Raw genomic sequence first — 25,448 nt, forward strand, 5'->3', positions numbered from 1 at the left:
AAACCGTAGTTTTACCTAGGACTTACTGCCGGAATAGTTAGGAGGCGAGGTATGCGGAGTCAATGCCGGCCGTGCCTTGGCTGGCGGCTTTTCTAGGTTTTGCGCCGCATTCGAATTGTGACCGTCATAAAGGCGGGCCATGATCCAGGCGGAAATTCTGCCGGAAAGGACGCTGATTCGCGTGGAGACCCGTGGTGGTTGAGACGTTAGCCGCCTATGCCGCGGACCCCGCCGCAAGCCGCGGAAGGCTCTATCCCGAGCCTGTGAGCCCCACCCGGACCGAGTTCCAGCGCGACCGCGACCGCATCATCCACTCAACCGCGTTCCGCCGCCTGAAGGACAAGACGCAGGTTTTCCTGTTCGACGAGGGCGACCACTACCGCACGCGCCTGACCCACACGATCGAGGTCGCCCAGATCGCCCGCGACATCGCCCGGGCGCTGGCGCTGAACGAGGACCTCGCGGAGGCTCTGGCGCTGTCGCACGATCTCGGCCACCCGCCCTTCGGCCACGCCGGCGAGCGGGCGCTGGCGCTTGCCATGGCCAACGACGGCGGCTTCGACCACAACGCCCAGAGCCTGCGCGTCGTCACGCTGCTGGAGCGCCGCTATCCCGGCTTCGACGGATTGAATCTCGCCTGGGAAACGCTGGAGGGCCTGGTCAAGCACAACGGCCCCCTCAAGCCGCCGCTGCCCTTCGCTATCGCCGAATACGTCGAGAAGCACGACCTCCGGCTCGCCACCTACGCCAGCGCCGAGGCGCAGGCCGCCGCGATCGCCGACGACGTCGCCTACAACACCCACGACGTCGATGACGGCCTGCGCGCCGGGCTGCTGACGCTGGAAGGCCTGAGCGAGCTTGCCTTCGTCGGCGATATCCTCGCCGCCATCCGGCGCGAGCATCTCGACCTGTCGCCGAACCGCACGCGGGCGGAACTGATTCGCCGCATGATCAGCGCCTTCGTCAACGACGTGATCGGCGAGGGACAGAAGCGCATCGCCGCGCTGGCGCCGACGTCGTCCGACGACATCCGCCACGCCGGCCAGGCCGTGGTGACCTTCTCGCCGGCGATGGCCGACGTCGACCGCATCCTGAAAGCGCGCCTCAGCCGCGATGTCTATCGCGAAGCCGGCGTGCTGCGCGTGATGAACGGGGCGGAGACGGTGGTGCGCGACCTCTTCGCCTTCTACCGCGAGGCGCCGTCGGCGCTGCCCGAAGGCTGGCGCCAGGCGGCGGAGGAGGGCAACACCGCCCGCGTCGTCGCCGATTTTCTCGCCGGCATGACCGACCGGTACGCGCTGCTGGAGCACCAGAAATTTTTCGGCGGCAGTCCGGAGTTGCGGTAGGGCGGGCGAGGGAACGGCGTTGTGGTATGCAGACCCCTCCCCAAAACGACTTCGGCGTTTTGACCCTCCCACAAAGGGAGGGTTCATCCTCGCTGCGCGACCCGGACTCCGCTTGTTGAGCCCTCCCCTTGTGGGAGGGCCAAAACCGCAAAGCGGTTTTGGGGAGGGGTGTCTCCCCGTCACCGGCGCCGCGAAGATACGCGCTACGCGCTCATCGCCGGCCGCACGGCATCGGCTGCGAGCAGCCGCGTGATGAACTCCACCGGCCGCGCGCGGCTGAAATAGAAGCCCTGCATCTCCGTGCAGCCGAGCTTGCGCACACGGTCCATCTGCGCCGCGGTCTCGACGCCTTCGGCGGTGGTGATCATGTTGAGGCTGGCGGCGAGACTGGCGACGGCGCGCACGATCGCGACCGAGTCCTCGCGGTCGGGCAGGCCGCTGATGAACGAGCGGTCGATCTTGATCTTGTCGAACGGGAACGAGCGCAGGTTCGACAGCGAAGAGTAGCCGGTGCCGAAATCGTCCATCGAGATGCGGATGCCCAGCGAATGCAGGCGGTGCAGCGCCGACAGGGTGGTCTCGGTGTTCTGCATCAGCGCCGTTTCGGTGATCTCGATCTCCAGCCGCGAGGCGGCGATGCCGCCGCTGGCCAGTGCATTCAGCACCACCGGCACCAGGCGCGGGTTGAGCAACTGGATGGGCGAAAGATTGACCGCGACGCGCACGTCGTCCGGCCAGTGGCAGGCGTCGGCGCACGCCTGCCGCAGCACCCATTCGCCGAGCGGAACAATGAGGCCCATCTCCTCGGCGATCGGGATGAATTCGGCCGGCGAGATCTCGCCGCGCTCCGGATGGTGCCAGCGGATCAGCGCCTCGCATCCTGTGATGCGGCCGTCGCTGAGATTGACCACGGGCTGGTAGTAGAGCCGGAACTCGCCGGTCGCCAGCGCATTGCGCAGCGCCGCCTCGAGCGACCGGCGCGCCTTCATGCGCTCGTCCATCTCCGGCTCGAAGAAGCGCACCAGCCCGCGGCCCTCGAGCTTGGCACGCTGCAGGGCAAGCTCGGCATTCTTGATCAGTTCGCCCGGATCGACGGTGTCGTCGGCCGCGACCGAGATGCCGATGCTGGTCTCGACGACGACTTCCTTGTTCTGCACCTGGAAGGGCAGGCCGAGCGCCTCGCAGATGCGCACCGCAAGCGCCGCCGCTTCCGAGCCGCCCGCCGACACGTTCATGCGCACGATCGCGAATTCGTCGCCGCCGATGCGCGCAACCGTCGTGCGATCGTCGACGCAGGCGCAGAGCCGCGCCGCCAGCGCCTTGAGCAGCTCGTCGCCGGCGGTGTGGCCGAAGTCGTCGTTGACCGCCTTGAACTGGTCGACGTCGAGGTAGAGCACGGCGACGTGCTCCTTCGCCGTCGCTTGCGCCAGCGCCTCGCCCAGGCGTTCGCGCAGCATGACGCGGTTGGGCAGGTCGGTGAGCGTATCGTGGCGTACCATGTGCGCGATGCGCCGCTCGGCATCGCGCCGGTCGCTGATGTCTTCATGCGTCGTCACCCAGCCGCCGTCGGCGATCGGATGCAGGCGCACTGAGATAGTGCGGCCGTCGGGGAGTTCGTTGAGCCAGCTCGTGGCGCGCCGGCGCGCCGAGGCGGCGAGCACGTTCTCGGCAAGCTCGAGGGGATCGCCGACCAGCGTGCGGCCCTTGACCTGCATCTCGATCAGCTCGAGCAGGCTGAGACCGGGCCCTATCGTGCCGCGCTTCAGGCCGTACATTTCGAGATAGCGGTCGTTGTGGATGACCAGCCGCGCGTTCTCGTCGAACATCAGCAGCGCCTGCGACATGTTGTTGATCGCGGCGTCGAAGCGAAGGTTCTGGGCGGAAAGCTCGGCCTCGCGCGCTGACAGCGCCGCGGTGCGTTCGACCACCTGCCGCTCGAGGCTGCTGTTCAGCGCGTCGAGCTCCTCGATCATCAGCCCGATCGAGCGGTCGGTGCGCCGGCGGTCGCGATCGACCGTCTCGTAGGCCTCGACCACCAGCTCGCCAAGCCGCTCGAGGTCGAGGACGCCGTTCGCGTCCGTCGCCTTCTCGATCTGCCGGGCGAAAAGCTTGTTCAAGGCGCTACGCCGCCTCGGAGATGGTCGTGATCGTCATGGTCTGGTTGTGGAGCTGCGACACGCCGGAGATGCGATGCGGCGAGATCTCGCCGTAGGAATAGAAGCCGAGCCGCTTGACCTGATCGCCGAGCTCGGCGCCGGCCGCCTCGACTTCGTCGACCGTGTTCTGGCCCATGAGCAGGCGGCGGCCGATGCACGAGACGAGCAGCGCCAGCTCGTCGCCGCCGTGGGTGAGGGCATCGAGTTGCTCCTGCGCGTCGTGGGCGGCCTGCGCGGCGCCCGCCGCCAGGCGGTCGAAGTTGCCGCGCATCAGTTGCGCCACCCAGCCTTCCGGCACGTCGCCGGCGAAGGTCATGGAGCGCGCCTCGTGGTCGACGGCCAGGATCGTGCGGACGATGTCGTGGTCCGGCCGGGTCGGCTCGTAGACGCGGAGCGGGAAGAGCAGCGCGGTCGAGGGGAGGCCCTTGGCGTCATCGCCGAGGTAGCGTTCGTAGAGGTCGAGCGCCGGCTCGCCGTCGAGTTCGTAGAGCACGTTACCGACCGAGCGCGTCACGCGGCGGCGCGGACCGAACTGGTCCCAGCCGCCGGCGCTGCCGTGGCCGATGCGGACGGCGTTGCCGTAGAAGCCGACCGCGGCGACGACGTGGGCACGCGGCGCGAAGTCGGCGCCGACCACCGTCGCGCGGAATGCGTCGCCATCGCCGGCGAGACCGCCGGTGAGCGGGATGCCGTGCCCGACGATGGACGCGATCCCGTCGACCAGCGCGCTGCCGTTGACGTTGAGGCCGTCGCTGAGCACGAAGATGCCGGCGAGATCGCTGCCGGCAAGCTTGGCGCCGATCGCGGCGCCGCAGGCGAAAGATTTGTCGGCGCTCTCCGCTTCCTCATGCACGACGCGCAGGCGGGTGCGATCGAACGACAGCGCGACCGCCGCGATCTGGTCGTCGAAGACTTCGTCGTCGCGGATCTGCCCGCCGGTGCTGCAGCCGACGAGATGCACCTCGGGAAAACGCGCGCGCAGCTCGTCGTATCGGTCGGCGGATTCGAGGTCGAGGCGGGCGCCGAAGTAGAACAGAAGCTGCGGCACTCCCGTAAGCTTGTCCGTTTCCGACCAGCCGGAGTCTTTCCGCCAGGACAGAAGGTTTGCGCGCATAGGAAAGCTCCCGCCGCGAGGTCGCGGTTCTAGTTGTGTCCGACGAGTACACGCGCCCTGTGAACAATGGGTTATTCCGATCCCTTCAAAACGCTCGGAAACCTTTAGCGATTGCTTGGCCAAGCCGGGCGGCCGCACGTTTGATTTTGCCGCGGTTTTCGGCTACCCCGCTCTCTGGCGGACGGGCGCGGTGGTTTTCGAATCCTATGAATATTTTCAATGACTTCGCAGCACGCATCCGTGCCGCCGCTGGCCGTGTGACCGGCGCGAGCGAGGCCGACCTGGCGCGCCTGACCGTCGAGCCGCCGCGGGACGCGACCCACGGCGACCTCGCCACCAACGCGGCGATGGTGCTGGCAAAGCCGCTTGGCCGCAACCCACGCGAGCTGGCGACCCATATCGCGGCGGCGCTCGCCTCCGATCCGGATATCGACAGCGCCGAGGTCGCCGGACCCGGCTTCATCAACCTGCGCCTGAAATGGCCGGTCTGGCAGCGGAGCCTCGCGGCGCTGCTTGCCGAGGGAAACGGCTATGGGCGGAGCGCCGTCGGCGGCGACGTCAAAACCAACGTCGAGTATGTTTCGGCAAACCCGACCGGCCCCATGCACGTCGGCCACACGCGCGGCGCTGTGTTCGGCGACGCGCTTGCCTCGCTGCTGAAGTTCGCCGGCTATGCAGTAACGCGCGAGTACTACATCAACGACGCCGGTGCGCAGGTCGATGTGCTGGCGCGCTCGGCGTATCTCCGCTACCGCGAGGCGCTCGGCGAGACCATCGCGATCCCCGAGGGACTGTACCCGGGCGACTACCTGAAGCCGGTCGGCGCTGCGCTCGCCGCCAAGTACGGCAACGCGTTTCTCGGCAAGGACGAGGCCGCGTGGCTGCCGACGGTTCGCCGCGAAACCATCGACGCGATGATGGCGCTGATCCGCGCCGACCTCGACCTGCTCGACGTGCACCACGACGTCTTCTTCTCGGAGCGCTCGCTGCAGGAGGGCAGGGACCGCGTCGCCGAGGCGATCGACTGGCTTGCCGGCAAGGGCCTGATCTACGAGGGCACGCTGCCGCCGCCGAAGGGTCAGTTGCCGGAAGACTGGGAGGACCGCGAGCAGACGTTGTTCCGCGCCACCGCCTTCGGCGACGACGTCGACCGGCCGCTGAAGAAATCCGACGGCAGCTACACCTACTTCGCCTCGGACATCGCCTATCATTTCGACAAATACCGGCGCGGCTTCGCCGACATGATCGATGTGTGGGGCGCCGACCACAGCGGCTACGTCAAGCGAGTCCAGGCCGCGATCAAGGCGATCACCGGCGGCGAAGGCAGCATAGATGTGAAGATTTGCCAGCTCGTGCGGCTGATGCGCAACGGCGAGCCGGTGAAGATGTCCAAGCGGTCGGGCGATTTCGTCACGCTCCGCGACGTGGTCGAGGAAGTCGGCCGCGATCCGGTCCGCTTCATGATGATCTACCGCAAGAACGACGCGCCGCTCGACTTCGACTTCGCCAAGGTCACCGAGCAGTCGAAGGACAATCCCGTCTTCTACGTGCAGTACGCCCACGCCCGCACGGCGTCGGTGTTCCGGCAGGCGGCGGCCGAAGTGTCCGACCTAAAACTCGACGATGCGGCGCTCGCAAAGGCACCGCTGGAGAAGCTCACCGACCCCGGCGAACTCGCCCTGATCCGGCGTCTGGCCGAATATCCCCGGATAATTGAATCGGCGGCGGAAGCGCACGAACCGCACCGCGTCGCCTTCTATCTCCATGATCTCGCGTCGGAATTTCACGGCCACTGGAATCGCGGCAAGGAGTTGCCGCAATTGCGCTTTATCAACGCCGGCGAACCAGATTCGACTTTGGCGCGCCTTGCGTTAGTCCATGGGGTGAAGCTGGTTTTGGCGTCGGGATTGTCTATTCTCGGCGTCAGCGCACCCGAGGAAATGCGGTGAGGGGCCACCTCTACCGAGCGTGAGGAGTGGTCGGGGATGCCGGACCAATACGACCCGAAGGTGTCGCCGCGGCCATCCGCCGACCGGCGCCAGGCGGATGCGCGCCGTGGCGCAACCATGGCGGACGACCCGCTGGCGGAGCTCGCCAAGATCGTCCAGGGCCGTCCCACCAGCAGCGCCGCGCAGCCCTCCCGGCAGGCGCCCGCGGCGCCGCCATCGAACGGCGCCGGTTCCGATCTTGAAGCCGAGCTGCTGAACGACCTGCAGGCATCGTTTGCCGCCGTCCGCGATGTATTCCCGCCGGCGCCGCCTCCCGTGGCTGCCGCTGCCCCGCGTCAGGCTCCATCTCCCACCCCGCCACCGCCGCGCGCGCCGATCGTCATTGACGAGGCACCAGCGCCGGCTCCCGTTGCCGCCGCTCCGGCGCCACAGCCTGCGCCGCCGCCCCATCCCGCGCCGCGCACCGACGCCGGGTCCGAACTCCGCGACGAGTTCCGCCTCGAGCCGGTCGACCAGACGCGCCTCGTGCCGATCCCGGCGCCGCCGGTCATCCAGCCGATGATCCAGTCGTCGGCACCGCCGCCGCGTCCGGCCGCCGAACGCCCGCCGGCGGAGCGCAAGCCAGAGCCCGCGCCCGAGAAGGTCGCCGAGGCGCCGGTCGAACGCGCCCCGGCAAAGCCGCGCCAGCCCGCGCCGCCACCCACGCCCAACCTCGGCGCGTTCCAGCTTCGCGGCTCGGCCGCGCCGCCGGCATCGTCGCCGCCCGCGGCGGCGGCCGTGCCGCCGCGCCAGCCGCATTCGCGCTGGGAGCAGCCCGAGCCGGCGCGTGCCCAGCCGGCGGCCGCCAGCCGCTTCGCGCCGCCGCGCACTGCCGCTCCGCCCATGGAGGACGAGGCCGACCTCGACCCGTTCGCCGAGGGTGGCCTGTTCGCCGACCAGCTCGAGCCGCCCGAGATCGAGGACGAGTTCCCGTTGGAGGACCTCGGCACGCTGCCCGGCTACGCCGACGACGAGCAGTTGCCGCCGCTGGAGGACGACCTCGAGGCGCTGCCGCAGCGCCGGGGCGTCAGCCGCAACCTTCTGGTCGTGCTCGGCGTCGTGCTGGTCGCCCTCGTCGGTGGCGTCGGCTTCGCGATGTTCAACGGCGGCGGCACCGTCACCAGCGGCGCGCCGGTGGTGATCGCCGCCAACGGCGACCCGACCAAGATCACGCCGGACGACACCGCCGCGGCGAACGATCCCGACGGCCAGAACAAGCTGATCTACGACCGCGTCAATTCCGGCGATCAGACGAACACCGACACGACCCTGCTGACGCCCGATAACGGGCCGATCAAGGACGTCGGGTCGAACAACGGCAACAACGCCATCAGCCGCGTCATCATCCCGGGCGGCCCCGGCATCGATGCGCCGGGCACCGGCGACGCCGCGCCCTCGGCCCAGGCCAACGCGCCCGCCGCCACTGCGCCGTCCGCGACCCAGCCCGACGCGATCGGCCAGGTCGCGGAGAACAACATCGCGGCGCCGGTTGACCCCGACGCCATCCAGCCGATCGGCCCGCGCAAGGTGCGCACCGTCATCGTGAAGCCGGACGGCACGATCGTGTCGAGCGCCGCCACCGACGCCGCGGCCGGGCCATCGGACGCGACTGCACCTGCCGCATCGGCAACCGCCGCCAAACCCGCCGCGACCGATGCGGCGCCCGCGCCGGCCGTCATCGACGATACCGCTGCGATCACCGGCAACACCGGCGATGCGCTGCCGATCACCGCGCCTGCGGCCGATGGCACAACGGCGCCGCCCGACGCCACGCCTGTCGCGGTAGCGGCTGCCCCTGCGGCGGAGACGGCGCCGGCGGCAGCGACCAAGCCCACCGCCGCGAAGCCGCCGTCAGTCAAGCTCGCCGTGACCAAGCCGGCCGCCACGAAGCCTCCCGCCGCCGACCTGCAGGTGGCGGCCGCGGACACTTCCAACGATCCGAGCCCGATCGACATCGTGCCCGGCGCCAGCGCGACGCCGCCGGCGTCCAGCGGCGTGCTGGTGCAGATTTCGTCGCAGCGCACCGAGGATGCCGCCCGCGCCACCTATCGCGATCTGCAGGCGCGCTATCCCAACATCCTGGGCAGCTACGACGTCAACGTGCAGCGCGCCGACGTGCCCGACCGCGGCACGTTCTACCGCGTCCGCGTCGGGCCGTTCTCGCAGGCCGACGCGCAGCGCCTGTGTGACGACCTCCGCCAGGCCGGCGGCGACTGCGTGCTGGCGAAGCGGTGACCGGCCTCCCGCGGTGGTGAAAGCCTTCGTCTCGGGCTGCGCCGGCACCACGCTTACGGCGTGGGAACGCGATTTCTTCGCGGCCGAGCAGCCGTGGGGCCTCATCCTGTTCCAGCGCAACTGCCGCGAGCCGGCGGAGATACGCGATCTTGCCGCCGCGTTCCGCGCGGCGGTCGGTCGCCATGACGCGCCGGTGCTGATCGATCAGGAAGGCGGCCGCGTCCAGCGCCTCAAGCCGCCGAACTGGCCGAAATATCCGCCGGTCCGCACCATCGGTACGCTTTCGCGCGAGGACCGCGAGGCCGGCGAGCGCGCGGCATGGCTGCATGGGCGGCTGATCGCCAGCGACCTCCGCGCGCTCGGCATCGACATCGACTGCGCCCCGGTGCTCGATCTTTCGATGCCCGACGCCAGCGACGTCATCGGCGACCGCGCCTTCGGCACCGATCCCTATGTCGTTGCAGACCTTGGACGTTCCATGGCGGAGGGCCTGCTCGCCGGCGGCGTATTGCCGGTGATGAAGCACATTCCGGGGCACGGACGCGCGACAAGCGACAGTCATATGTCATTGCCGTCGATCGATGTGGATATCGCGACGCTTGATGCCAGCGACTTCGTTCCCTTCGCCGAACTCGCCGACCTGCCGATCGCGATGACCGCGCATCTCGTTGTGAATGCAGTCGATCGCGACCGTCCGGCGACCACGTCGGACACGGTGATCCGCGATATCATTCGCGGACGAATCGGTTTCGACGGCCTCCTGATGAGCGACGATGTGTCGATGAACGCACTTTCTGGGGATTACTCCTCCCGCGCCGCATCTATCTATGCCGCCGGCTGCGATCTCGTGCTTCACTGTTCTGGCCGGACCGAGGAGATGCGCGAAATCGGTGGTGCGGCGCCCGCTCTCGGAGGCAAATCACGAGAGCGGGCGACTCGCGCGCTCCAGGCGAGGCACGATCCCCATCCGCTCGATGAAGCCGCGGCGCGCGAAGAATATCGCGCGCTCGTTGCGCGTGTCGGCTGGGCGGCGAGCTGAGTTATGACCGCAGCCGCCGCACCGACGAGCGAACAGGACCAGGAAAAAATCTGGGAGGCGTACAACACGCTCGACCGCGGCGAGGTGGACACCGCGCTGGTCGTCGATGTCGCCGGCTTCGAGGGCCCGCTCGACCTGCTGCTGCAATTGGCGCGCGACCAGAAGGTCGACATCGCGCGCATCTCGATACTGGCGCTCGCCGACCAGTATCTCGCCTATATCGAGAAGATCCGCAGCTTGCGGCTGGAGTTGGCCGCCGATTACCTCGTGATGGCGGCGTGGCTGGCGTATCTCAAGTCGCGCCTGCTCATCCCCGAGGTCAGCGACGGCGAGGAGCCGACCGGCGAGGAACTGGCCGCGGCGCTGGCTTTCCGCCTGAAGCGGCTGGAAGCCATGCGCGACGCCGCGGCGCGGCTGGCAAACCGCGACCGCCTCGGCCGCGACGTATTCGTGCGCGGCGATCCCGAGCCGGTCGAGATCAAAAAGAAAAACGAATATTCCGCGACCCTCTACGACCTGCTCTCCGCCTACGCCGTGCAGCGCCAGGAGAAGGCGATATCGGTGGTCACCATCGGCGCCCGCGCCGTCTGGTCGCTGCAGGACGCGCGCTCGGCGTTGACGCGCCTCGTCGGCCACGTCGCCGAGTGGACGCCGATGGAGGTGCTGATGTCGCCGTATCTCTCCACGCTCGGCATGCGGCGGAGCGTCACGGCAAGTTCGTTCGGGGCGAGCCTCGAGCTCGTGCGCGAAGGCAAGCTCGAGCTGCGCCAGACCGAACCCTTTGCTCCCCTCTATGTCCGCGATCGCGTCGCCGTCGCGCTGGTGTCACCGGAGACCGGAAATGGCTAATAGTGCTGCCGTCATGATCGCCGTCGACAACGATGCCAACGCCGCGGGCCAGTCGCCGGAAGACTGGCGGCAGAATCTTCGCATGGTCGAGGCGCTGCTGTTCGCCTCCGCCGAGCCGGTCGCCGCCGAGGACCTCGCCGCGCGCCTGCCGGAAGGCGCCGACGTCGCCGGTCTCCTCGCCGAACTCAAGGAGACGTATTCCACCCGCGGCGTAAATCTCGTGCAGGTCGCCGGCAAGTGGTCATTCCGTACCGCCGGCGATCTTTCCTTCCTCCTGTCGCGCGAGGCGGTCGAACAGCGCCGCCTGTCGCGCGCCGCGCTGGAGACGCTGGCGATCGTCGCCTACCACCAGCCGGTGACCCGCGCCGACATCGAGGAGATACGGGGTGTGGCGACGTCGTCCGGCACGCTCGACGTGCTGCTCGAGTCTGGCTGGATCAGGATGCGCGGCCGCCGCAAGGCGCCCGGCCGGCCGATCACCTACGGCACCACCGAGACGTTCCTCACGCATTTCGGCCTCGATACGGTCGGCGATCTGCCCGGAGTCGACGAGTTGAAGGCCGCCGGCCTGCTCGACTCCCGCGTGCCGGCCAATTTTTCGATTCCCGAACCGCATGCCACGGAAGACCTGGCGCCGGACGAGGATCCGCTGGACGAAGCCGATTTGCTGGAAGACCCCAGCCGTTAGATTTGCCATCGGCGGCGTTAGCGCCTATTTGAGAAAGCTGGGCGTAAATGGCAGCCGATAGCGCTGCCGCTTCAAGGAATTGGTGGAGAAGGACCCATGGGTTCACTCAGCATCTGGCACTGGCTCATCGTCATTCTGGTCGTCGTGCTGCTTTTCGGCCGCGGCAAGATTTCCGACCTGATGGGCGACGTCGCCAAGGGCGTGAAAAGCTTCAAGAAGGGCCTCGCCGACGACGACGAGACGCCGAAGCCGATCGAAAGCAAGACGCCCGAACAGACCAAGGTCTAGCGGACACCATTCCGCTGTCGCCGGCGCCAAGGCCGGCGGTCGAGAGCGTCAATCGGCATGTTTGAAATCGGCTGGACCGAACTCGTTTTGATTGCGGTGGTCGCGATCGTCGTCATCGGTCCGAAGGATTTGCCGCGCGCCATGCGCGTCGTCGGCCAGTGGAGCGGGCGCATGAAGCGCATGGCCCGCGACTTCCAGGGCCAGTTCAACGAGGCGCTGAAGGAAGCCGAGCTCGACGGCATCCAGAAGGACCTGCAGGGCCTGTCGAAGATCGACCCGATCGGCCGCGTCCGAAAGGAATTCGCGTCCATCGAGGCGAGCGTGAAGAAGGACCTGTCGCCGCCCGCCGTTCCCTCGGTGCCGCCGGTCCATCCGGTCGCTTCCGTCGTGCCCGTTCCCCAGGCGCCGCCCGTTCCCCCGATCCACCCCGTCGCTTCCGTGGTGCCCGTTCCGCAGGGGCCGCAAGCCGCGACCGTGCCCGCGGCGCCTGACGCGCCCGCCGTGCCGAAGGTCGAGACGTGACCGACCAGACGCCGCCGCCGGACGAAGTCGAGGCGAGCCGCGCGCCGCTGCTGACGCACCTGATCGAGCTGCGCTCGCGCCTGATCCGCGGGATCATTGCCGTCCTCGTCGCGTTCGTGCTGTGCTTCGTCTTCGCCAAGCAGATCTACAACGTGCTGCTCATCCCCTACGTCTGGGCGGCGGCGAACCACGGCGACGCGGCGAAGCTGATCTATACCGCGCCGCAGGAATATTTCGTCACCCAGATGCGCGTCGCGCTGTTCGGCGCGCTGTTCATCGCCTTCCCGGTGATAGCGACGCAGATCTATGGCTTCGTCGCGCCCGGCCTCTACAAGAACGAGCGCAAGGCATTCATCCCGTATCTCATCGCGACGCCGGTGCTGTTCGTGCTCGGCGCCTCGGTGGTCTTCTTCATCCTGATGCCGCTGGCGCTCCGCTTCTTCCTCTCGCTGCAGCAGTCGGGCAGCGTCGACAGCGCGTCGATCGAGGCGCTGTTCAAGGTCAGCGACTATCTCTCGCTGATCATGGGCCTGATCCTCGCCTTCGGCCTGGTCTTCCAGTTGCCGGTGATCCTGACGCTCTTGGCTCGTGTCGGCATTGTCTCCTCCGCATTCCTGAAAAGCGGGCGGCGCTACGCCATCGTGCTGTCGTTCGTCGCGGCCGCGGTTCTGACCCCGCCGGACATCATCTCGCAGATCGCATTGGCGATCCCAACGCTCGCCCTCTACGAGGCCTCGATCTGGGCCGTAAGGGGCGTCGAGAAGCGGCGGAACGAGGCGGAAGCCGCCGCGGCCAAGGCGACCAGCGCGACCTGACCGGACCGTCACCCGATCCGCGCTCGTCGCCCCGGCGAAAGCCGGGGTCCAGCGCTGAAGGCGTCGCGAGGTCGGCTGTCGCGCGCTGGATTCCGGCTTTCGCCGGAATGACGGAGCGGGGATGCGAGACGGCATGACGCGCAGCCGGTTTGGCGCTACAAGGCCGCACCAAACGCCGGCCTGAGACCCGCCATGCTCGACATCAGATGGATCCGCGACAACCCCGAGGCGCTTGACCGCGCGCTGGCGAACCGCCGCCAGCAGCCGGCATCGTCGCGCCTCATCGCGCTGGACGAAGCCCGCCGCGCTGCGATCCAGAAGCTCGAGGAAGCGCAAGGCCGCCGCAATGCGGCCTCCAAGGAGATCGGCGCCGCCAAGGCGAAGAAGGACGAGGCGACGGCATCGCGCCTGATGGCCGAGGTCGCATCGCTGAAGGACACGATGGCGGCGCTTGAAACGGATTCCAAGGCTGCCGAAAAGGCGCTGCAAGATGCGATGGCGATCATCCCGAACGTGCCGCAGGACGACGTGCCCGTCGGCGAGGACGAGCACGGCAATGTCGAGTATCGCCGCTGGGGCGCGAGCCCCACGCTGAACGCGGCCAAGGAGCACTACGAACTCGGCGAAGCCCTCGGCCAGATGGATTTTGAAGCCGGCGCCAAGCTCTCCGGTTCGCGCTTCGTCGTGCTGAAGAAGGGCCTCGCGCGCATGGAGCGCGCCATCGGCCAGTTCATGCTCGATCTCCACACGGAGGAGCATGGGTACACGGAAGTGCAGCCGCCGTTGCTGGTCCGGGATGAGATTCCGTATGGCACGGGAAACCTGCCGAAGTCGGCGGAGGATATGTTCTTGGCTTCAAGTGAAGAGGCCATCGGCGCAGATGAATGCGAGTCGAACATTGGCCCGTCCGGTGAAGTGGTTCTCACATTCAAAGGTCCGCGAGCGGCGGCATTAGCGAGCGCAGCGGAGTTGGCCGAGACGCAAGGTAAGCTAAGGGTGCGCCTCTCGAAGAAGACGGCGCGAGATAAGGACTTTGCGCTGCCGATATTCGAGACACGGCGCCTCTGGCTCATACCCACCGCCGAAGTCCCCCTAACAAATCTGGTCCGTGAATCGATCCTCTCCGAGGACGAACTGCCGCTGCGTTTCACGGCGCTGACGCCGTGCTTCCGCTCCGAGGCCGGCGCTGCCGGCAAGGACACGCGCGGCATGCTGCGCCAGCATCAGTTCGACAAGGTCGAGCTGGTGTCGATCACGACGCCGGAAAAATCGAAGGACGAGCACGAGCGCATGCTCACTTGCGCCGAGGAGGTGCTGAAGCGCCTCGGCCTGCACTATCGCGTCATGACGCTGTGCACCGGCGACATGGGCTTCGCCTCGCAGAAGACCTACGACATCGAGGTCTGGCTGCCGGGGCAGGGGACGTTCCGCGAGATTTCGTCGTGCTCGGTGTGCGGCGATTTCCAGGCCCGCCGGATGCAGGCGCGCTATCGCCCGAAAGAGGGCAAAAACGTAAGGCTGGTGCACACGCTGAACGGATCCGGCGTCGCCGTCGGCCGCGCGCTGATCGCGGTGATGGAGAACTACCAGAACCCGGATGGGTCGATCACGGTGCCGGACGCGCTGCGCCCCTACATGAATGGCATCGAGCGGGTGGAGGCGTGACCCCACCCACCACGCTTCGCGCGGTCCCCCCTCCCCGTGCCGGGGAGGGATGGAGCCCAGCCGAACTGTTGCAGTGTATTCTTGCCAGCGAAGCATACTCCAATCCCTCCCCGTTCCGGGGAGGGGGGACCACGCCCCCGGGTCCGGCCGCAGGCCGGCCCGAGGACAGGCTCCGCGTGGTGGGTGGGGAGTTGCTTTGATCAAGCGCATTCTCATCACCAACGACGACGGCATCCACGCGCCGGGCCTCGCCGTGCTGGAGCGCATCGCCGCTGCGATCTCCGACGACGTCTGGGTCGTTGCGCCCGAATTCGACCAGAGCGGCCTGGCGCACTCGCTGACGCTGAACGACCCGCTGCGCCTCCGCCAGATTTCGGAACGTCGCTTCGCGCTTCGCGGCACGCCGAGCGATTGCGTCATCATGGCCGTGCGGCGGCTGCTCGCCGCGCGGAAGCCGGACCTCGTGCTCTCCGGCGTCAACTCCGGCTCCAATCTCGCCGACGACGTGACCTACTCGGGCACGGTGGCGGGCGCCATCGAAGGCACGCTGCTGGGCATCCCGTCGATCGCGCTCAGCCAGGCGGCGCACTACGACGGTAACGAGCGCGTCGTGCCGTGGGAGACGGCGGAGGCGCACGCGCCCGATATCCTGCGCCGCATCCTCGCCTTCGGCTTCCCGGAGGGCGTGCTCTACAATCTCAATTTCCCGAACACGACGCCGGAAGCCGCCGGTCCGCTCACGGTGACGTACCAGGGCAAGCTCGCGCACGGTCTGCACATCGAGGAGCGCCGCGACGGCCGCAATCTGCCCTACTACTGGCTGATGTTCCGGCGCGAAGCGGAGACGTTCGCGGCAGGCAGCGACCTCGAGGCGGTGACCGAGGGGAAAATTTCGCTGACGCCGCTCCGCCTCGACCTTACCGCCCACGATCTCACCGATCCGCTTCGGCATCATTTCCAGCGCGACACGGGCGCCGGCCGGGCGTAACCATCTCAGCATGGTCGAGTCCGGCGGACAGGGCGACGACAGGCGCATCAGGATCGCCGAGCTGATCCTGCGGCTGCGTCGCGCCGGCATCATGGATCAGCGCATCGTCGCTGCCATCGAGTCGGTGCCGCGCGAATTTTTCGTGCCCGCCGAAAGCCAGGCCGAGGCTTACGCCGAGCGCGCGTTGCCGATCGAATGCGGCCAGACGATCAGCGCGCCGGTCATCGTCGGCATCATGACCGTGGCGCTCGACGTCGGCGACCGCGACCGGGTGCTCGAGATCGGCACCGGCACCGGCTACCAGAGCGCGGTGCTCGCGCGCCTCGCCCGCCGCGTCTACACGATGGATCGCTTCCGCACGCTGATGACGGCGGCGGAATCGCGCTTCAAGTCGCTCCGCCTCGGCAACATCACGACGCTGGTCGGCGACGGCATGCAGGGCTGGCCCGAGCAGGCGCCATTCGACCGCATCATCGTCACGGCGGCCGGCGAGGAGGTGCCGCCGGCGCTGAAGAAGCAGGTGCGGGTCGGCGGCGTCATCGTCATTCCGGTCGGACCGGCCGACGGCGTGCAGAAACTGCTGCGGCTGGAGCGGACCGAGGATGGATTTACGGAGAAGACGCTGGCCGATGTGCGTTTCGTGCCGCTGATCCCGGGCAAGGCGGCGCGGCTGTAAGCAAGCGAGCTGTCGCCAACTAGTCACCTCTCCCTGAAAGGGAGAGGGCTTCGCCTCTTAGGAGCGAAACGAGTTAGAGGCGAAGGGTGAGGGTCCAAGGCAGGAGTTAGAATGAGAGATCCGCTGACCCTCGCCCTTCCTCCCTAGGCTCGCCTCGCTCGCCAAGTTCGGAAGCCCTCTCCCTTTCAGGGAGAGGGGACTCATTGGCGGTGACGCCCTGGGAAACAGAGGCGCGCCGCGCTACGGCCCGCAGCGGCCAATGCCAAACCACATGGTTTCCGCTTAAACCTTTGGCAACCTTACTGGCGTTAACTCGCTTCAGTTCCCTAGTTCTGTTGCGAGTTGCTCAATGCGTAGCCCTGTATTCGCGTTCGGTTCGCGTCGCGTTGGCGGTGCGGCTTTGGTGGTTCTGCTCGCCGGTATGAGCGCCTCCTGCAGCAATTCGCTGCGGCTCCAGGAACCCTTCTTCACCTCCTCCACCGAAAACCAGCGCGAGATCATCGGGCAGGACAACACGGGCGCCAGCGCCGGCTACCAGCCGATGCCGCCGGTCGCCCGCAACGACGATGTCTCCCGCTCCGATCTCCCGCCGCCGCCGGTCACCAGCTACGCCTCGGCCGCCCCGTCAGACGATTACGCCGCGCCCGCCAGCGACGGCGCCTTCGAATGGTCCGCCGTCGGCGGCCGCGTCATCACCGTCGGCAATAACGAGAATCTCGATGCGCTGACCGCCAAGTTCGGCGTGCCCGGCGAGCAGCTCCTCGCCGCCAACCAGATGTCGTCGCCCGCGCAGGTCCGCCCGGGCAAGATCATGGTCATCCCGCGCCGCGTCGCGATCGCGCCGGACCGCCTGCGCAACACGGACACACCGTCCTACGCCGCGGCGCAGCCGATGCCGGCTGCTCCGGCGATGGTGAAGCCGGCGCCGCAGGTGTTCGCCGCCGGCAGCTCGACCTACACCGTGCAGCCCGGCGAGACGCTGTTCGGCGTCGCCCGCAAGGCCAACATGACGCCGGTCGAGCTTGCCTCGCTGAACGGCATCAACACCGATACGCAGTTGCAGGTCGGCCAGACGCTCCGCCTCAAGGGCAGCGTCGCGATTGCCCAGAACACCAAGCCCACCATCCTCGGCGCGCCGGCGAAGCCGCTCGGCCAGCTCGTGATCAACAAGGACAACGGCACCTCGACCGCGATCGCGACGAACGAGCCGAAGATCCGCCTGACGTCGCCGGCCGATAGCGCGGAGACGGGCCAGCTCGTCGCCAACGCGCCGAAGATTCCGGCCGTCCCGGCATTGCCCGAGGCGACGCCGTCGCCGACCGACGCCAAGGCGACCGCCGACATCGACGATGCCGCCGACGCCGCGTCTTCCGACGGCAAGTCGTTCCGCTGGCCGGTGCGTGGCCGCATCATCTCGGGCTTCGGCGCCAAGCCGAACGGCGAGAAGAACGACGGCATCAACCTCGCCGTGCCGGAAGGCACCTCGGTCAAGGCGGTGGAGACCGGTACCGTGATCTACGCCGGCAACGAGCTCGCCGGCTACGGCAACCTCGTGCTCATCCGCCATGCCGACGGCTGGGTCTCCGCCTACGCCCACAACAAGGACATCCTGGTGAAGCGCGGCGATACCGTCCGCCGCGGCCAGACGATCGCCCACGCCGGCATGAGCGGTTCGGTCACCGCCCCGCAGGTTCACTTCGAGCTGCGCAAAGGCGCCAAGCCGGTCAATCCGCTGGACTACCTCGCCGGCGCGTAATTCCCGCCGGTGACGTGCACTTGATCAGTCCTGACCTCCGGAAGGGATCCTGGTCAAAACAGGGCTGGCGGGGCGCCTGCGTCCCTAAAGGACGACCCCAAGTCGTCCCGCCAGATCCTGCACGAACTGCCAGGCGACTCGGCCCGATCGCGCGCCGCGTGTCGTCGCCCACTCCAGCGCCTCCGCCCGCCACGATTTCTCCGGCACCCTGAGCTGGAAATGCGCGACGTAGCCGCGCACCATCTCCAGGTATTCGTCCTGGCTGCACTTGTGGAAGCCCAGCCACAGGCCGAAGCGGTCGGACAGCGACACCTTCTCCTCCACCGCTTCGCCGGGCGTGATCGCGGTCGAGGCTTCGTTCTCCGTCATGTCGCGCGGCAGAAGATGCCGGCGGTTCGACGTGGCGTAGAACACGACGTTGGCCGGCCGCCCCTCGATGCCGCCCTCCAGCGCCGCCTTCAGCGATTTGTAGGAGGCATCGTTGCCGTCGAACGACAGGTCGTCGCAGAACAATAGGAACCGGTGCGGCGCATCACGGAGCAGCGCCATCACCTCGGGCAGCGTCTCGATATCCTCGCGATGTATCTCGACCAGCTTCAGCTTGTGGCCGCGGTTGACCGCCGCATGCGCCGCCTTGACCAGCGAACTCTTGCCCATGCCGCGCGCGCCCCAGAGCAGCACGTTGTTGGCGGGCAGGCCCCTGGCAAAGCGCTCGGTGTTCTCGACGAGAATATCGCGCGGCCGCTCGATGCCCTTGAGGAGGCCAATATCGACGGCGCTCACCTGCTTCACCGGCTGCAGCGCGTGGGTCGCCGGCTGCCATACGAAGGCATCGGCCGCGCCGAAATCGGGCTTCGGCGGCTCGGCGGGCACGGCGCGGGCAATGAGCCGGGTCAGCGCGTCGAGGCGCTCGGCGATGATCTTGAGGTCGTCTTTGTCCGCCATGGCGGGCGAGGGGGTAGCACGCGCCTCCCGCGTCGTCACCCCGGCGAAAGCCGGGGTCAGCGGGCGGCAGCGCGGCCTGATCTCCGCTGCCTCTGCAAACCTGTGGTTTCGCGCTGGATTCCGGCTTTCGCCGGAATGACGGGGGAGGGCTGATGTAACCCGCCGCCCGCCTGCCTATATCGTTTGCAAAGGGGGCGGGCGTGGCTATAGTCCGCGCCGCTTCGCGGGGAGAAATTCTTTCCGCGGTTCAAGGAGATATTGGGGATGTTCATTACCGAGGCCTATGCACAGTCCGGCGCGGCGGCGGGCGGACCGACGAGCCTCCTTTTCCAGTTCGCTCCCATTCTCCTTATCTTCGTCATTATGTACTTCCTTATTCTGCGGCCGAACCAGCAGAAGCAGCGTCAGCACCGCGAGATGGTCGCCAACCTCCGCCGCGGCGACACCGTCGTCACTTCCGGCGGCCTGATCGGCAAGGTCGATAAGGTTGACGAGACCGAGGTGCGGATCGAGCTGGCCGAGGGCGTGCGCGTGCGCGTCGTGCGCAGTTCCATCGGCGAAGTGCGTACCCGAGGCGAGCCCGTGAAGGACGCGACCTGACGCGTCTTAAATTTTTGATGGACTGATCCGATGCTTCATTTCCCGCGCTGGCAAATTGTCATGATCCTGGGGGTCGTGTTCCTCGGCTTCCTCGCCGTGATCCCGAACTTCTTCTCCAAGGACATGCTCGCCGGCTGGCCGAGCTTCCTGCCCAAGTCGCAGATGGTGCTCGGCCTCGATCTGCAGGGCGGTGCCTATCTCCTCTACGAAGTCGACAAGCCTGACTACACCGCCAAGCGGCTGAAGGCGCTGGTCACCGACGTTCGCAAGGCCATGCTCGACAATCCGCGCATCGGCTACACGGGCCTCGGCATCCAGGGCGACGCGGTGCAGCTTCGCGTCCGCGACCTCGACCGCATGGACGATGTCCGCAAGCGGCTTACGCCGCTCAAGAACCCGCTGGACGCCAGTTTGCTTTCCGCCGGCAGCGTCAGCGAGTTCGATCTGTCGATCGCCGACGACGGCCTCGTCCGCTTCACCTATTCGCCGGCCGGCCTAACGCAGCGCGTCCGCCAGATCGTCCAGCAGTCGATCGAAGTCATCGACCGCCGCATCAACGAGCTCGGCACCACCGAGCCTTCCATCCAGCGCCAGGGCGACGACCGCATCCTGGTCGAGGCGCCGGGCGTCGGCGATCCGTCGCGCCTGAAGTCGCTGGTCGGCCAGACGGCGCAGATGACCTTCCACCTGGTGCAGGACACGATCAGCGCCGATCAGGCCGCGGCCACGCCGCCTAAGCCCGGTACGGCACGCTACCCCGACCAGAACAATGCCTCGATCATCTACGACGTTGACGAGACGCCGCTGATGACCGGCGAGGACCTCACCGACGCGCAGACCGGCTTCGACCAGCAGACCACCGAGCCGGTCGTGAATTTCCGCCTGTCGACCGGCGGCGCCCGTAAGTTCGGCGACGTCACCGCCAAGAACGTCGGCCGCCCGTTCGCCATCGTCCTCGACAACCAGGTGATCTCGGCGCCGGTTATCCGCCAGCCGATCCTCGGCGGCTCCGGCCAGATCAGCGGATCGTTCACCGTCGAGACCGCCAACGACCTCGCCATCCTGCTCCGCGCCGGCTCGCTGCCCGCCAAGCTCACCATCGTCGAGGAGCGCACCGTCGGCGCGTCGCTCGGCGCCGACTCGATCCGCGCCGGCATCGCCGCCTCGATCGTGGCGACCGTGTTCATCGCCGTCTTCATGGTCGTCTGTTACGGCCTGCTCGGCGCCTTTGCCGACCTCGCGCTCATCGCCAACAACTTCCTGATGATCGGCATCCTGACGACGCTTGGCGCCACGCTCACGCTGCCCGGCATCGCCGGCATCGTGCTCACCATGGGCATGGCGGTCGACGCCAACGTGCTGATCTACGAACGCATGCGTGAGGAATCGCACGCCGGCCGTTCGACGCTGGCCGCCCTCGACACCGGCTTCCGCAAGGCGTTCGCGACCATCATCGACTCGCATCTGACCGCGCTCATCGCTGCGATCGCGTTGTTCGAGCTGGGCTCGGGGCCGATCCGGGGCTTTGCCGTGACGCTCGCCATCGGCATCATTTGCACGCTGTTCACGTCGTATCTGGTGACGCGCCTGATCGTGTCGTTCTGGGTCGCCTGGGCAAGACCGAAGGTGGTGCCGCTGTGAGCTACTGGAGATTTCCGCTTCGTCTCATTCCGGACGACACCAATCTGCCCTTCATGAAATGGGCGCGCGTCCGCACGCCGATTTCGCTGGCGCTCATCGTGCTGTCGTTCGTGCTGTTCTTCACCGTCGGCGTCAATGAAGGCATCGACTTCAAGGGCGGCACGGTGATCGAGATTCACTCGATCAACGGCGTCGCCGACACCGCGAAGATCCGCGGTATCGTCGACGGCCTCGGCCTCGGCGACGTGCAGATCCAGAACATCGGCAGCGAGAACGACGTGCTGATCCGCGTTGCGACCCAGCCGGGCGGCGAAGCTGCCCAGCAGCAGGTCGTAGAGAAGGTGCGCGGATCGTTGAGCACCAGCGAGTACGAATACCGCAACGTCGAGGTCGTCGGCCCGCGCGTCTCCGGCGAACTGGCGACGACCGGCACCTACGCCGTGCTGTTCACCATCGCCGGCATCATGGCCTACATCTGGTTCCGCTTCGAATGGCAGTTCGGCATTGCCGCGGTGGCGACGCTCGTCCACGACGCCATCCTCACGCTCGGCTTCTTCGCGATCACGCAGATCGACTTCAACCTGACCAGCCTCGCGGCGATCCTGACCATCATCGGTTACTCGCTCAACGATACGGTCGTCATCTTCGACCGCATCCGCGAGATCCTGCGGCGTTACAAGCAGATGCCGATCCGCGAGGTCATCGACCTCGCCACCAACCAGACGCTGGCGCGCACCATCATGACGTCGCTGACGCTGGAGCTGGCGCTGATCTCGCTTTATCTGTTCGGCGGCCCGGTAGTGCAGTCGTTCACCGCGGCGATGATCTGGGGCATCTTCGTCGCCACCGCCTCGTCGATCTTCATCGGCGGCCCGATCCTCGTCTACTTCAACATCCGCCCGCGTCCGACCGACGCCAAGGTCGAGGACGAAGCGGCGGAGGAGAAGGCGGCCGACACCACCACGGTCGCCGGCGCCTGAGCCGCGGCGCCGTGGCCGTCGTCATCCGCGACGCGCACTACCCCGGCCGCGCTCCGATCGCCGCGTACGGCAACGGCGGCTTTCGTTTCGCCAACATGTCGCATCGCGGCTCGCTGCTTTGCCTGCCGAGCGGCATCTACGGCTGGGACGCGCCCGATCCGCTCGATGTCGACAGCCTCGCCAAGGTCTTCGCCGAGGCCGACGGCATCGAGATTCTGCTGGTCGGCACCGGCATCGACCTCCGCCCGCTGTCCGCCGCCATCCGCGAGCGCTGCCGCGCCGAGCACATCGTCGCCGAGCCGATGGCGACGGGCGCCGCTGTCCGCACCTTCAACGTGCTGCTGTCGGAAGAGCGCGCGGTCGCCGCGGCGCTGACCGCCGTCGCCTGATGAGCGACAAGCCGGCCCCGTCGCCGCTCGCCGAGGCCTATGCCCGCGCCGGCGAGGCCGTGCAGAAGAGCGACCACGACCGCTACATCACCGACCTTTTCGCGCCCGAGCCGTTCCGCCGCCATCTCTTCGCGCTGCACGCCTTCAACGCGGAGGTGGCGCGCGTCCGCGACGTCGTCTCGGATCCGATGCTCGGCGAAATCCGCCTGCAATGGTGGCGCGACTCGATCCTCAACAACGCCGGCGGCGGCCACCCGATCGCCACCGCGCTGAACGCAACCATCGCCAAGTTTCACCTGCCCAAGGGCGCGTTCCAGCGCCTGATCGATGCGCGCCTGTTCGACCTCTACGACGACCCGATGCCCAGCCTGAACGATCTCGAGGGCTACGCCGGCGAGACGTCGTCGGCGCTGATCCAGTTGGCGGCGATCATCCTCGCCGAGGGCCACGATCCGGGCACCGCCGATGCCGCCGGCCACGCCGGCGTCGCCTACGCCCTGACCGGCCTGATGCGCGCGCTGCCGATCCACGCCCGCCGCGGCCAGTTGTTCCTGCCGGTCAATATGATCGCGACGCGCGGCCTCGACACGCGCACGCTGTTCGCCGGCAAATCGTCGCCCGAGCTGGTGACGCTGCTCGCCGACCTCCGCACGATCGTGCGCCAGCATCTCGCCGAGGCGGAACGCGACATCGCCGACCTCGCACCGCCGGTGAAGGCGGCGTTCCTGCCGCTGGCGCTGATCCGGCCTTACCTCGAGCGGATGGACAGGCCCGGCTACGATCCCTTTGCGGGCGACATCGAGCTGGGTCCGTGGCGTCGGCAGTGGATCATCTGGCGCGCCGCGCGGCGGATGTAGCTACTCGGCCGCCTCGGCCGCCGGTCCCGCCAGCCACGCATCGAGATCGTTCAGCGCCCGCGTCGTGATCGCGCGCCGCTTGGCCTTGCCGCGCTCCGCATGCGGCATCCGCGCGGTGGGCTCAGGGGGCGGAGGGAAGAGGCCGAAGTTGACGTTCATAGGCTGGAAGGATTGCGGGCCCGCCGCGATGTGCCCTCCGGTGATGTGCCCGAGGATCGCGCCGGACGCCGTCGTCGCCGGCGGCACGCGGATCTCCTCGCCGAGCTTCTCGGCAGCGGCGAAGCGCCCGGCGAGCAGGCCGATGGCGGCGGATTCGACGTAGCCCTCGCAGCCGGTGATCTGCCCGGCGAATCGGAGCCTCGGCTCCGCCTTCAGCCGTAGGACGCCGTCGAGCAGCTTCGGCGAATTGAGGAACGTGTTCCGATGCAGGCCGCCCAGCCGCGCGAACTCCGCGTGCTGCAGGCCGGGGATCAGCCGGAAGGTGTCGGCCTGGATGGCATAGCGCAGCCGCGTCTGGAACCCGACCATGTTGAACAGCGTGCCCAGCGCATTGTCCTGCCGGAGCTGCACCACGGCGTACGCTTTTTCGTTCGGCTTGTGAGCGTTGGTGAGCCCGACAGGCTTCATCGGTCCATGCCGCAACGTCTCGCGCCCGCGCTCCGCCATCACCTCGATCGGCAGGCAGCCGTCGAAGTAGGGGACGTTCTCCCAGTCGTGCGACTTGTGCTGCTCGCCGGCGAGCAGCACGTCGACGAAGGCGTCGTACTCCGCCTTGGTCATCGGGCAGTTGATGTAGTCCTTGCCGGTGCCGCCGGGCCCGACCTTGTCGTAGCGCGACTGGAACCAGGCCACGTCCATGTCGATCGAATCGAAATGCACGATCGGCGCGATGGCGTCGAAGAAGGCGAGGGCGTCTTCGCCGGTCAGCCCGCGGATGGCTTCGGCGAGCGGCGGCGCGGTGAGGGGACCGGTGGCGATGATGACGCTGTCCCAATCGGCGGGGGGCAGCCCGGCGACTTCTTCCCGCGCGACGGTGATGAGGGGATGATCGTTTATCTTGGCGGAGACGGCGTCGGAGAACCCGACACGATCGACGGCCAGCGCCCCGCCGGCCGGCACCTGATGCGAATCGGCCGCCGACATGATGAGCGAACCGGCGCGGCGTAGCTCCTCGTGGAGCAGGCCGACGGCGTTCTGTTCCCGGTCGTCGGAGCGGAAGGAATTGGAGCACACCAGTTCGGCGAGCCCGTCGGTCTGGTGCGCCTCGGTGCGGCGGAGCGGCCGCATCTCGTGCAGGACAACCGGCACGCCGCGCGCGGCCACCTGCCAGGCGGCTTCCGAGCCGGCGAGGCCGCCGCCGATGATGTGGACCGGGGTTGTCATGGCGCGGAACCTAGTGCGGAGCACCCGGTGCCGCAAAAAGAAAAACGCCCGCCAGGGAGGAATTGGCGGGCGTTTCTCTCAAGGAGCGGTCGATCTGGGAGGAACGATCCCGCTCCGCGTCGCCAGGGGAACCTTGGGAGGAAAGACCCCGGGCGAATTCGGTAGTGTTGGCTAGATCTGCGCGGCCGACTGGCGCGCGATCATCGCGATCTCGGAGCGACGGATGCCGACGTCGGCGAGGTCGCGGTTGGAAAGCTGCGAGAGTTCCTTGAAGGTCTCGCGGTACTTGCGCCAGGCGCGGTAAGAATTGACCAGCTTGTTGCTCATGGTGTCGTCCTTTCGAATAAGACCGCCTCGGAGGCGGGGAATCGCTGCTCGGGTCTTTTTGTTTACAGCGCGAAGATAAGCGCCGGACCTGGCCGGATGCAGAGGAAATATCGCATACCGGCCCTTCACTTGGTGCAGAGCAGCACAATTCCGTCACACATGCTGCAATGCGGTAAAGATGGGCCGTAAGCGGTTACCGGC

23 protein-coding genes are annotated in these 25,448 nt (G+C 67.6%); 18 read left to right on the plus strand and 5 right to left on the minus strand.

Annotated features, from left to right (window positions below; translation table 11 throughout):
• Window positions 1-191 precede the first annotated feature (191 nt).
• Window positions 192-1,346 (plus strand): deoxyguanosinetriphosphate triphosphohydrolase, encoded by a 1,155-nt coding sequence (locus tag WDM94_08315; GenBank protein MEJ0012617.1) that lies wholly within the window; start codon window positions 192-194, stop codon window positions 1,344-1,346.
• A gap of 203 nt (window positions 1,347-1,549) precedes the next feature.
• On the opposite strand, the gene WDM94_08320 is transcribed toward WDM94_08315, so the two are convergent.
• Both WDM94_08320 and WDM94_08325 read right to left on the minus strand, forming a co-directional pair.
• Window positions 1,550-3,463 (minus strand): EAL domain-containing protein, encoded by a 1,914-nt coding sequence (locus WDM94_08320; protein MEJ0012618.1) that lies wholly within the window; start codon window positions 3,461-3,463, stop codon window positions 1,550-1,552.
• Between the two features lie 4 nt (window positions 3,464-3,467).
• Window positions 3,468-4,616 carry an FIST N-terminal domain-containing protein gene (locus WDM94_08325; GenBank protein ID MEJ0012619.1) on the minus strand — a complete coding sequence of 383 codons (1,149 nt, stop codon included), beginning with the start codon at window positions 4,614-4,616 and terminating at the stop codon, window positions 3,468-3,470.
• A 206-nt stretch (window positions 4,617-4,822) separates the two neighbouring features.
• On the opposite strand from WDM94_08325, the gene argS reads away from it, so the two are divergent.
• From argS to WDM94_08385, 12 genes are all read left to right on the plus strand, one after another.
• Window positions 4,823-6,565 (plus strand): arginine--tRNA ligase, encoded by a 1,743-nt coding sequence (gene argS / locus WDM94_08330; GenBank protein MEJ0012620.1) that lies wholly within the window; start codon window positions 4,823-4,825, stop codon window positions 6,563-6,565.
• A 36-nt stretch (window positions 6,566-6,601) separates the two neighbouring features.
• Window positions 6,602-8,839: an SPOR domain-containing protein gene (locus tag WDM94_08335; protein MEJ0012621.1), complete on the plus strand. Its 2,238-nt coding sequence runs from the start codon at window positions 6,602-6,604 to the stop codon at window positions 8,837-8,839.
• A gap of 13 nt (window positions 8,840-8,852) precedes the next feature.
• Window positions 8,853-9,878, plus strand: a complete 1,026-nt coding sequence (nagZ, locus tag WDM94_08340) for a beta-N-acetylhexosaminidase (protein MEJ0012622.1) — start codon at window positions 8,853-8,855, stop codon at window positions 9,876-9,878.
• A gap of 3 nt (window positions 9,879-9,881) precedes the next feature.
• Window positions 9,882-10,727 carry a ScpA family protein gene (locus WDM94_08345; GenBank protein MEJ0012623.1) on the plus strand — a complete coding sequence of 282 codons (846 nt, stop codon included), beginning with the start codon at window positions 9,882-9,884 and terminating at the stop codon, window positions 10,725-10,727.
• Between the two features lie 82 nt (window positions 10,728-10,809).
• On the plus strand, window positions 10,810-11,415 hold the full coding sequence (scpB, locus tag WDM94_08350; protein MEJ0012624.1) for an SMC-Scp complex subunit ScpB: 606 nt from the start codon (window positions 10,810-10,812) through the stop codon (window positions 11,413-11,415).
• A gap of 96 nt (window positions 11,416-11,511) precedes the next feature.
• Complete coding sequence (locus WDM94_08355; protein ID MEJ0012625.1) at window positions 11,512-11,703, plus strand: twin-arginine translocase TatA/TatE family subunit; 192 nt, start codon at window positions 11,512-11,514, stop codon at window positions 11,701-11,703.
• Window positions 11,704-11,760: 57 nt separating this feature from the next.
• A complete protein-coding gene (tatB, locus tag WDM94_08360) occupies window positions 11,761-12,225 on the plus strand; it encodes a Sec-independent protein translocase protein TatB (protein ID MEJ0012626.1) in 465 nt (154 codons plus the stop codon).
• Window positions 12,222-13,040, plus strand: coding sequence for a twin-arginine translocase subunit TatC (gene tatC / locus WDM94_08365; GenBank protein ID MEJ0012627.1), 819 nt, complete (start codon window positions 12,222-12,224; stop codon window positions 13,038-13,040). The genes tatB and tatC overlap by 4 nt, the downstream gene beginning before the upstream one ends.
• 192 nt (window positions 13,041-13,232) lie before the next feature.
• Window positions 13,233-14,705 (plus strand): serine--tRNA ligase, encoded by a 1,473-nt coding sequence (gene serS, locus WDM94_08370; protein MEJ0012628.1) that lies wholly within the window; start codon window positions 13,233-13,235, stop codon window positions 14,703-14,705.
• Window positions 14,706-14,904: 199 nt separating this feature from the next.
• Window positions 14,905-15,693: a 5'/3'-nucleotidase SurE gene (gene surE, locus WDM94_08375; protein ID MEJ0012629.1), complete on the plus strand. Its 789-nt coding sequence runs from the start codon at window positions 14,905-14,907 to the stop codon at window positions 15,691-15,693.
• Window positions 15,694-15,703: 10 nt separating this feature from the next.
• Window positions 15,704-16,369, plus strand: a complete 666-nt coding sequence (locus WDM94_08380) for a protein-L-isoaspartate(D-aspartate) O-methyltransferase (GenBank protein MEJ0012630.1) — start codon at window positions 15,704-15,706, stop codon at window positions 16,367-16,369.
• 349 nt (window positions 16,370-16,718) lie between these two features.
• Window positions 16,719-18,125 (plus strand): peptidoglycan DD-metalloendopeptidase family protein, encoded by a 1,407-nt coding sequence (locus tag WDM94_08385; protein ID MEJ0012631.1) that lies wholly within the window; start codon window positions 16,719-16,721, stop codon window positions 18,123-18,125.
• Between the two features lie 84 nt (window positions 18,126-18,209).
• Here WDM94_08385 and WDM94_08390 read toward each other — a convergent pair whose 3' ends face one another.
• A complete protein-coding gene (locus WDM94_08390) occupies window positions 18,210-19,070 on the minus strand; it encodes an ATP-binding protein (protein MEJ0012632.1) in 861 nt (286 codons plus the stop codon).
• A 264-nt stretch (window positions 19,071-19,334) separates the two neighbouring features.
• Between WDM94_08390 and yajC the strand changes: the two genes are divergently transcribed.
• Genes yajC through WDM94_08415 form a run of 5 tightly spaced genes read left to right on the plus strand, consistent with a single transcriptional unit; the run spans window position 19,335 to window position 23,537 of the window.
• On the plus strand, window positions 19,335-19,670 hold the full coding sequence (gene yajC, locus WDM94_08395; GenBank protein MEJ0012633.1) for a preprotein translocase subunit YajC: 336 nt from the start codon (window positions 19,335-19,337) through the stop codon (window positions 19,668-19,670).
• Window positions 19,671-19,730: 60 nt separating this feature from the next.
• Complete coding sequence (gene secD, locus WDM94_08400) at window positions 19,731-21,311, plus strand: protein translocase subunit SecD (protein MEJ0012634.1); 1,581 nt, start codon at window positions 19,731-19,733, stop codon at window positions 21,309-21,311.
• Window positions 21,308-22,291: a protein translocase subunit SecF gene (secF, locus tag WDM94_08405; protein ID MEJ0012635.1), complete on the plus strand. Its 984-nt coding sequence runs from the start codon at window positions 21,308-21,310 to the stop codon at window positions 22,289-22,291. Before secD ends, secF begins: the two co-directional genes overlap by 4 nt.
• Before the next feature lie 11 nt (window positions 22,292-22,302).
• Window positions 22,303-22,680, plus strand: coding sequence for an MTH938/NDUFAF3 family protein (locus tag WDM94_08410; protein ID MEJ0012636.1), 378 nt, complete (start codon window positions 22,303-22,305; stop codon window positions 22,678-22,680).
• Window positions 22,680-23,537: a phytoene/squalene synthase family protein gene (locus WDM94_08415; protein MEJ0012637.1), complete on the plus strand. Its 858-nt coding sequence runs from the start codon at window positions 22,680-22,682 to the stop codon at window positions 23,535-23,537. The genes WDM94_08410 and WDM94_08415 overlap by 1 nt, the downstream gene beginning before the upstream one ends.
• Here WDM94_08415 and trmFO read toward each other — a convergent pair whose 3' ends face one another.
• A complete protein-coding gene (gene trmFO, locus WDM94_08420; protein ID MEJ0012638.1) occupies window positions 23,538-24,920 on the minus strand; it encodes a methylenetetrahydrofolate--tRNA-(uracil(54)-C(5))-methyltransferase (FADH(2)-oxidizing) TrmFO in 1,383 nt (460 codons plus the stop codon).
• Between the two features lie 171 nt (window positions 24,921-25,091).
• Window positions 25,092-25,247, minus strand: coding sequence for a DUF1127 domain-containing protein (locus WDM94_08425; GenBank protein MEJ0012639.1), 156 nt, complete (start codon window positions 25,245-25,247; stop codon window positions 25,092-25,094).
• Window positions 25,248-25,448: the final 201 nt, after the last annotated feature.

Origin of the sequence: Bauldia sp., assembly GCA_037200845.1 — a bacterium.
Taxonomy (GTDB): Bacteria; Pseudomonadota; Alphaproteobacteria; order Rhizobiales; family Kaistiaceae; genus DASZQY01.

Excerpts from the sequence above, each read along its gene's own strand:
- WDM94_08325 (MEJ0012619.1), bottom strand. The coding sequence starts at position 4,616 with ATGCGCGCAAACCTTCTGTCCTGGCGGAAAGACTCCGGCTGGTCGGAA.
- argS (MEJ0012620.1), top strand. The coding sequence starts at position 4,823 with ATGAATATTTTCAATGACTTCGCAGCACGCATCCGTGCCGCCGCTGGC.
- WDM94_08335 (MEJ0012621.1), top strand. The coding sequence starts at position 6,602 with ATGCCGGACCAATACGACCCGAAGGTGTCGCCGCGGCCATCCGCCGAC.
- WDM94_08345 (MEJ0012623.1), top strand. The coding sequence starts at position 9,882 with ATGACCGCAGCCGCCGCACCGACGAGCGAACAGGACCAGGAAAAAATC.
- scpB (MEJ0012624.1), top strand. The coding sequence starts at position 10,810 with ATGGTCGAGGCGCTGCTGTTCGCCTCCGCCGAGCCGGTCGCCGCCGAG.
- WDM94_08355 (MEJ0012625.1), top strand. The coding sequence starts at position 11,512 with ATGGGTTCACTCAGCATCTGGCACTGGCTCATCGTCATTCTGGTCGTC.
- tatB (MEJ0012626.1), top strand. The coding sequence starts at position 11,761 with ATGTTTGAAATCGGCTGGACCGAACTCGTTTTGATTGCGGTGGTCGCG.
- serS (MEJ0012628.1), top strand. The coding sequence starts at position 13,233 with ATGCTCGACATCAGATGGATCCGCGACAACCCCGAGGCGCTTGACCGC.
- WDM94_08380 (MEJ0012630.1), top strand. The coding sequence starts at position 15,704 with ATGGTCGAGTCCGGCGGACAGGGCGACGACAGGCGCATCAGGATCGCC.
- WDM94_08385 (MEJ0012631.1), top strand. The coding sequence starts at position 16,719 with ATGCGTAGCCCTGTATTCGCGTTCGGTTCGCGTCGCGTTGGCGGTGCG.
- WDM94_08390 (MEJ0012632.1), bottom strand. The coding sequence starts at position 19,070 with ATGGCGGACAAAGACGACCTCAAGATCATCGCCGAGCGCCTCGACGCG.
- yajC (MEJ0012633.1), top strand. The coding sequence starts at position 19,335 with ATGTTCATTACCGAGGCCTATGCACAGTCCGGCGCGGCGGCGGGCGGA.
- secD (MEJ0012634.1), top strand. The coding sequence starts at position 19,731 with ATGATCCTGGGGGTCGTGTTCCTCGGCTTCCTCGCCGTGATCCCGAAC.
- WDM94_08415 (MEJ0012637.1), top strand. The coding sequence starts at position 22,680 with ATGAGCGACAAGCCGGCCCCGTCGCCGCTCGCCGAGGCCTATGCCCGC.
- trmFO (MEJ0012638.1), bottom strand. The coding sequence starts at position 24,920 with ATGACAACCCCGGTCCACATCATCGGCGGCGGCCTCGCCGGCTCGGAA.
- WDM94_08425 (MEJ0012639.1), bottom strand. The coding sequence starts at position 25,247 with ATGAGCAACAAGCTGGTCAATTCTTACCGCGCCTGGCGCAAGTACCGC.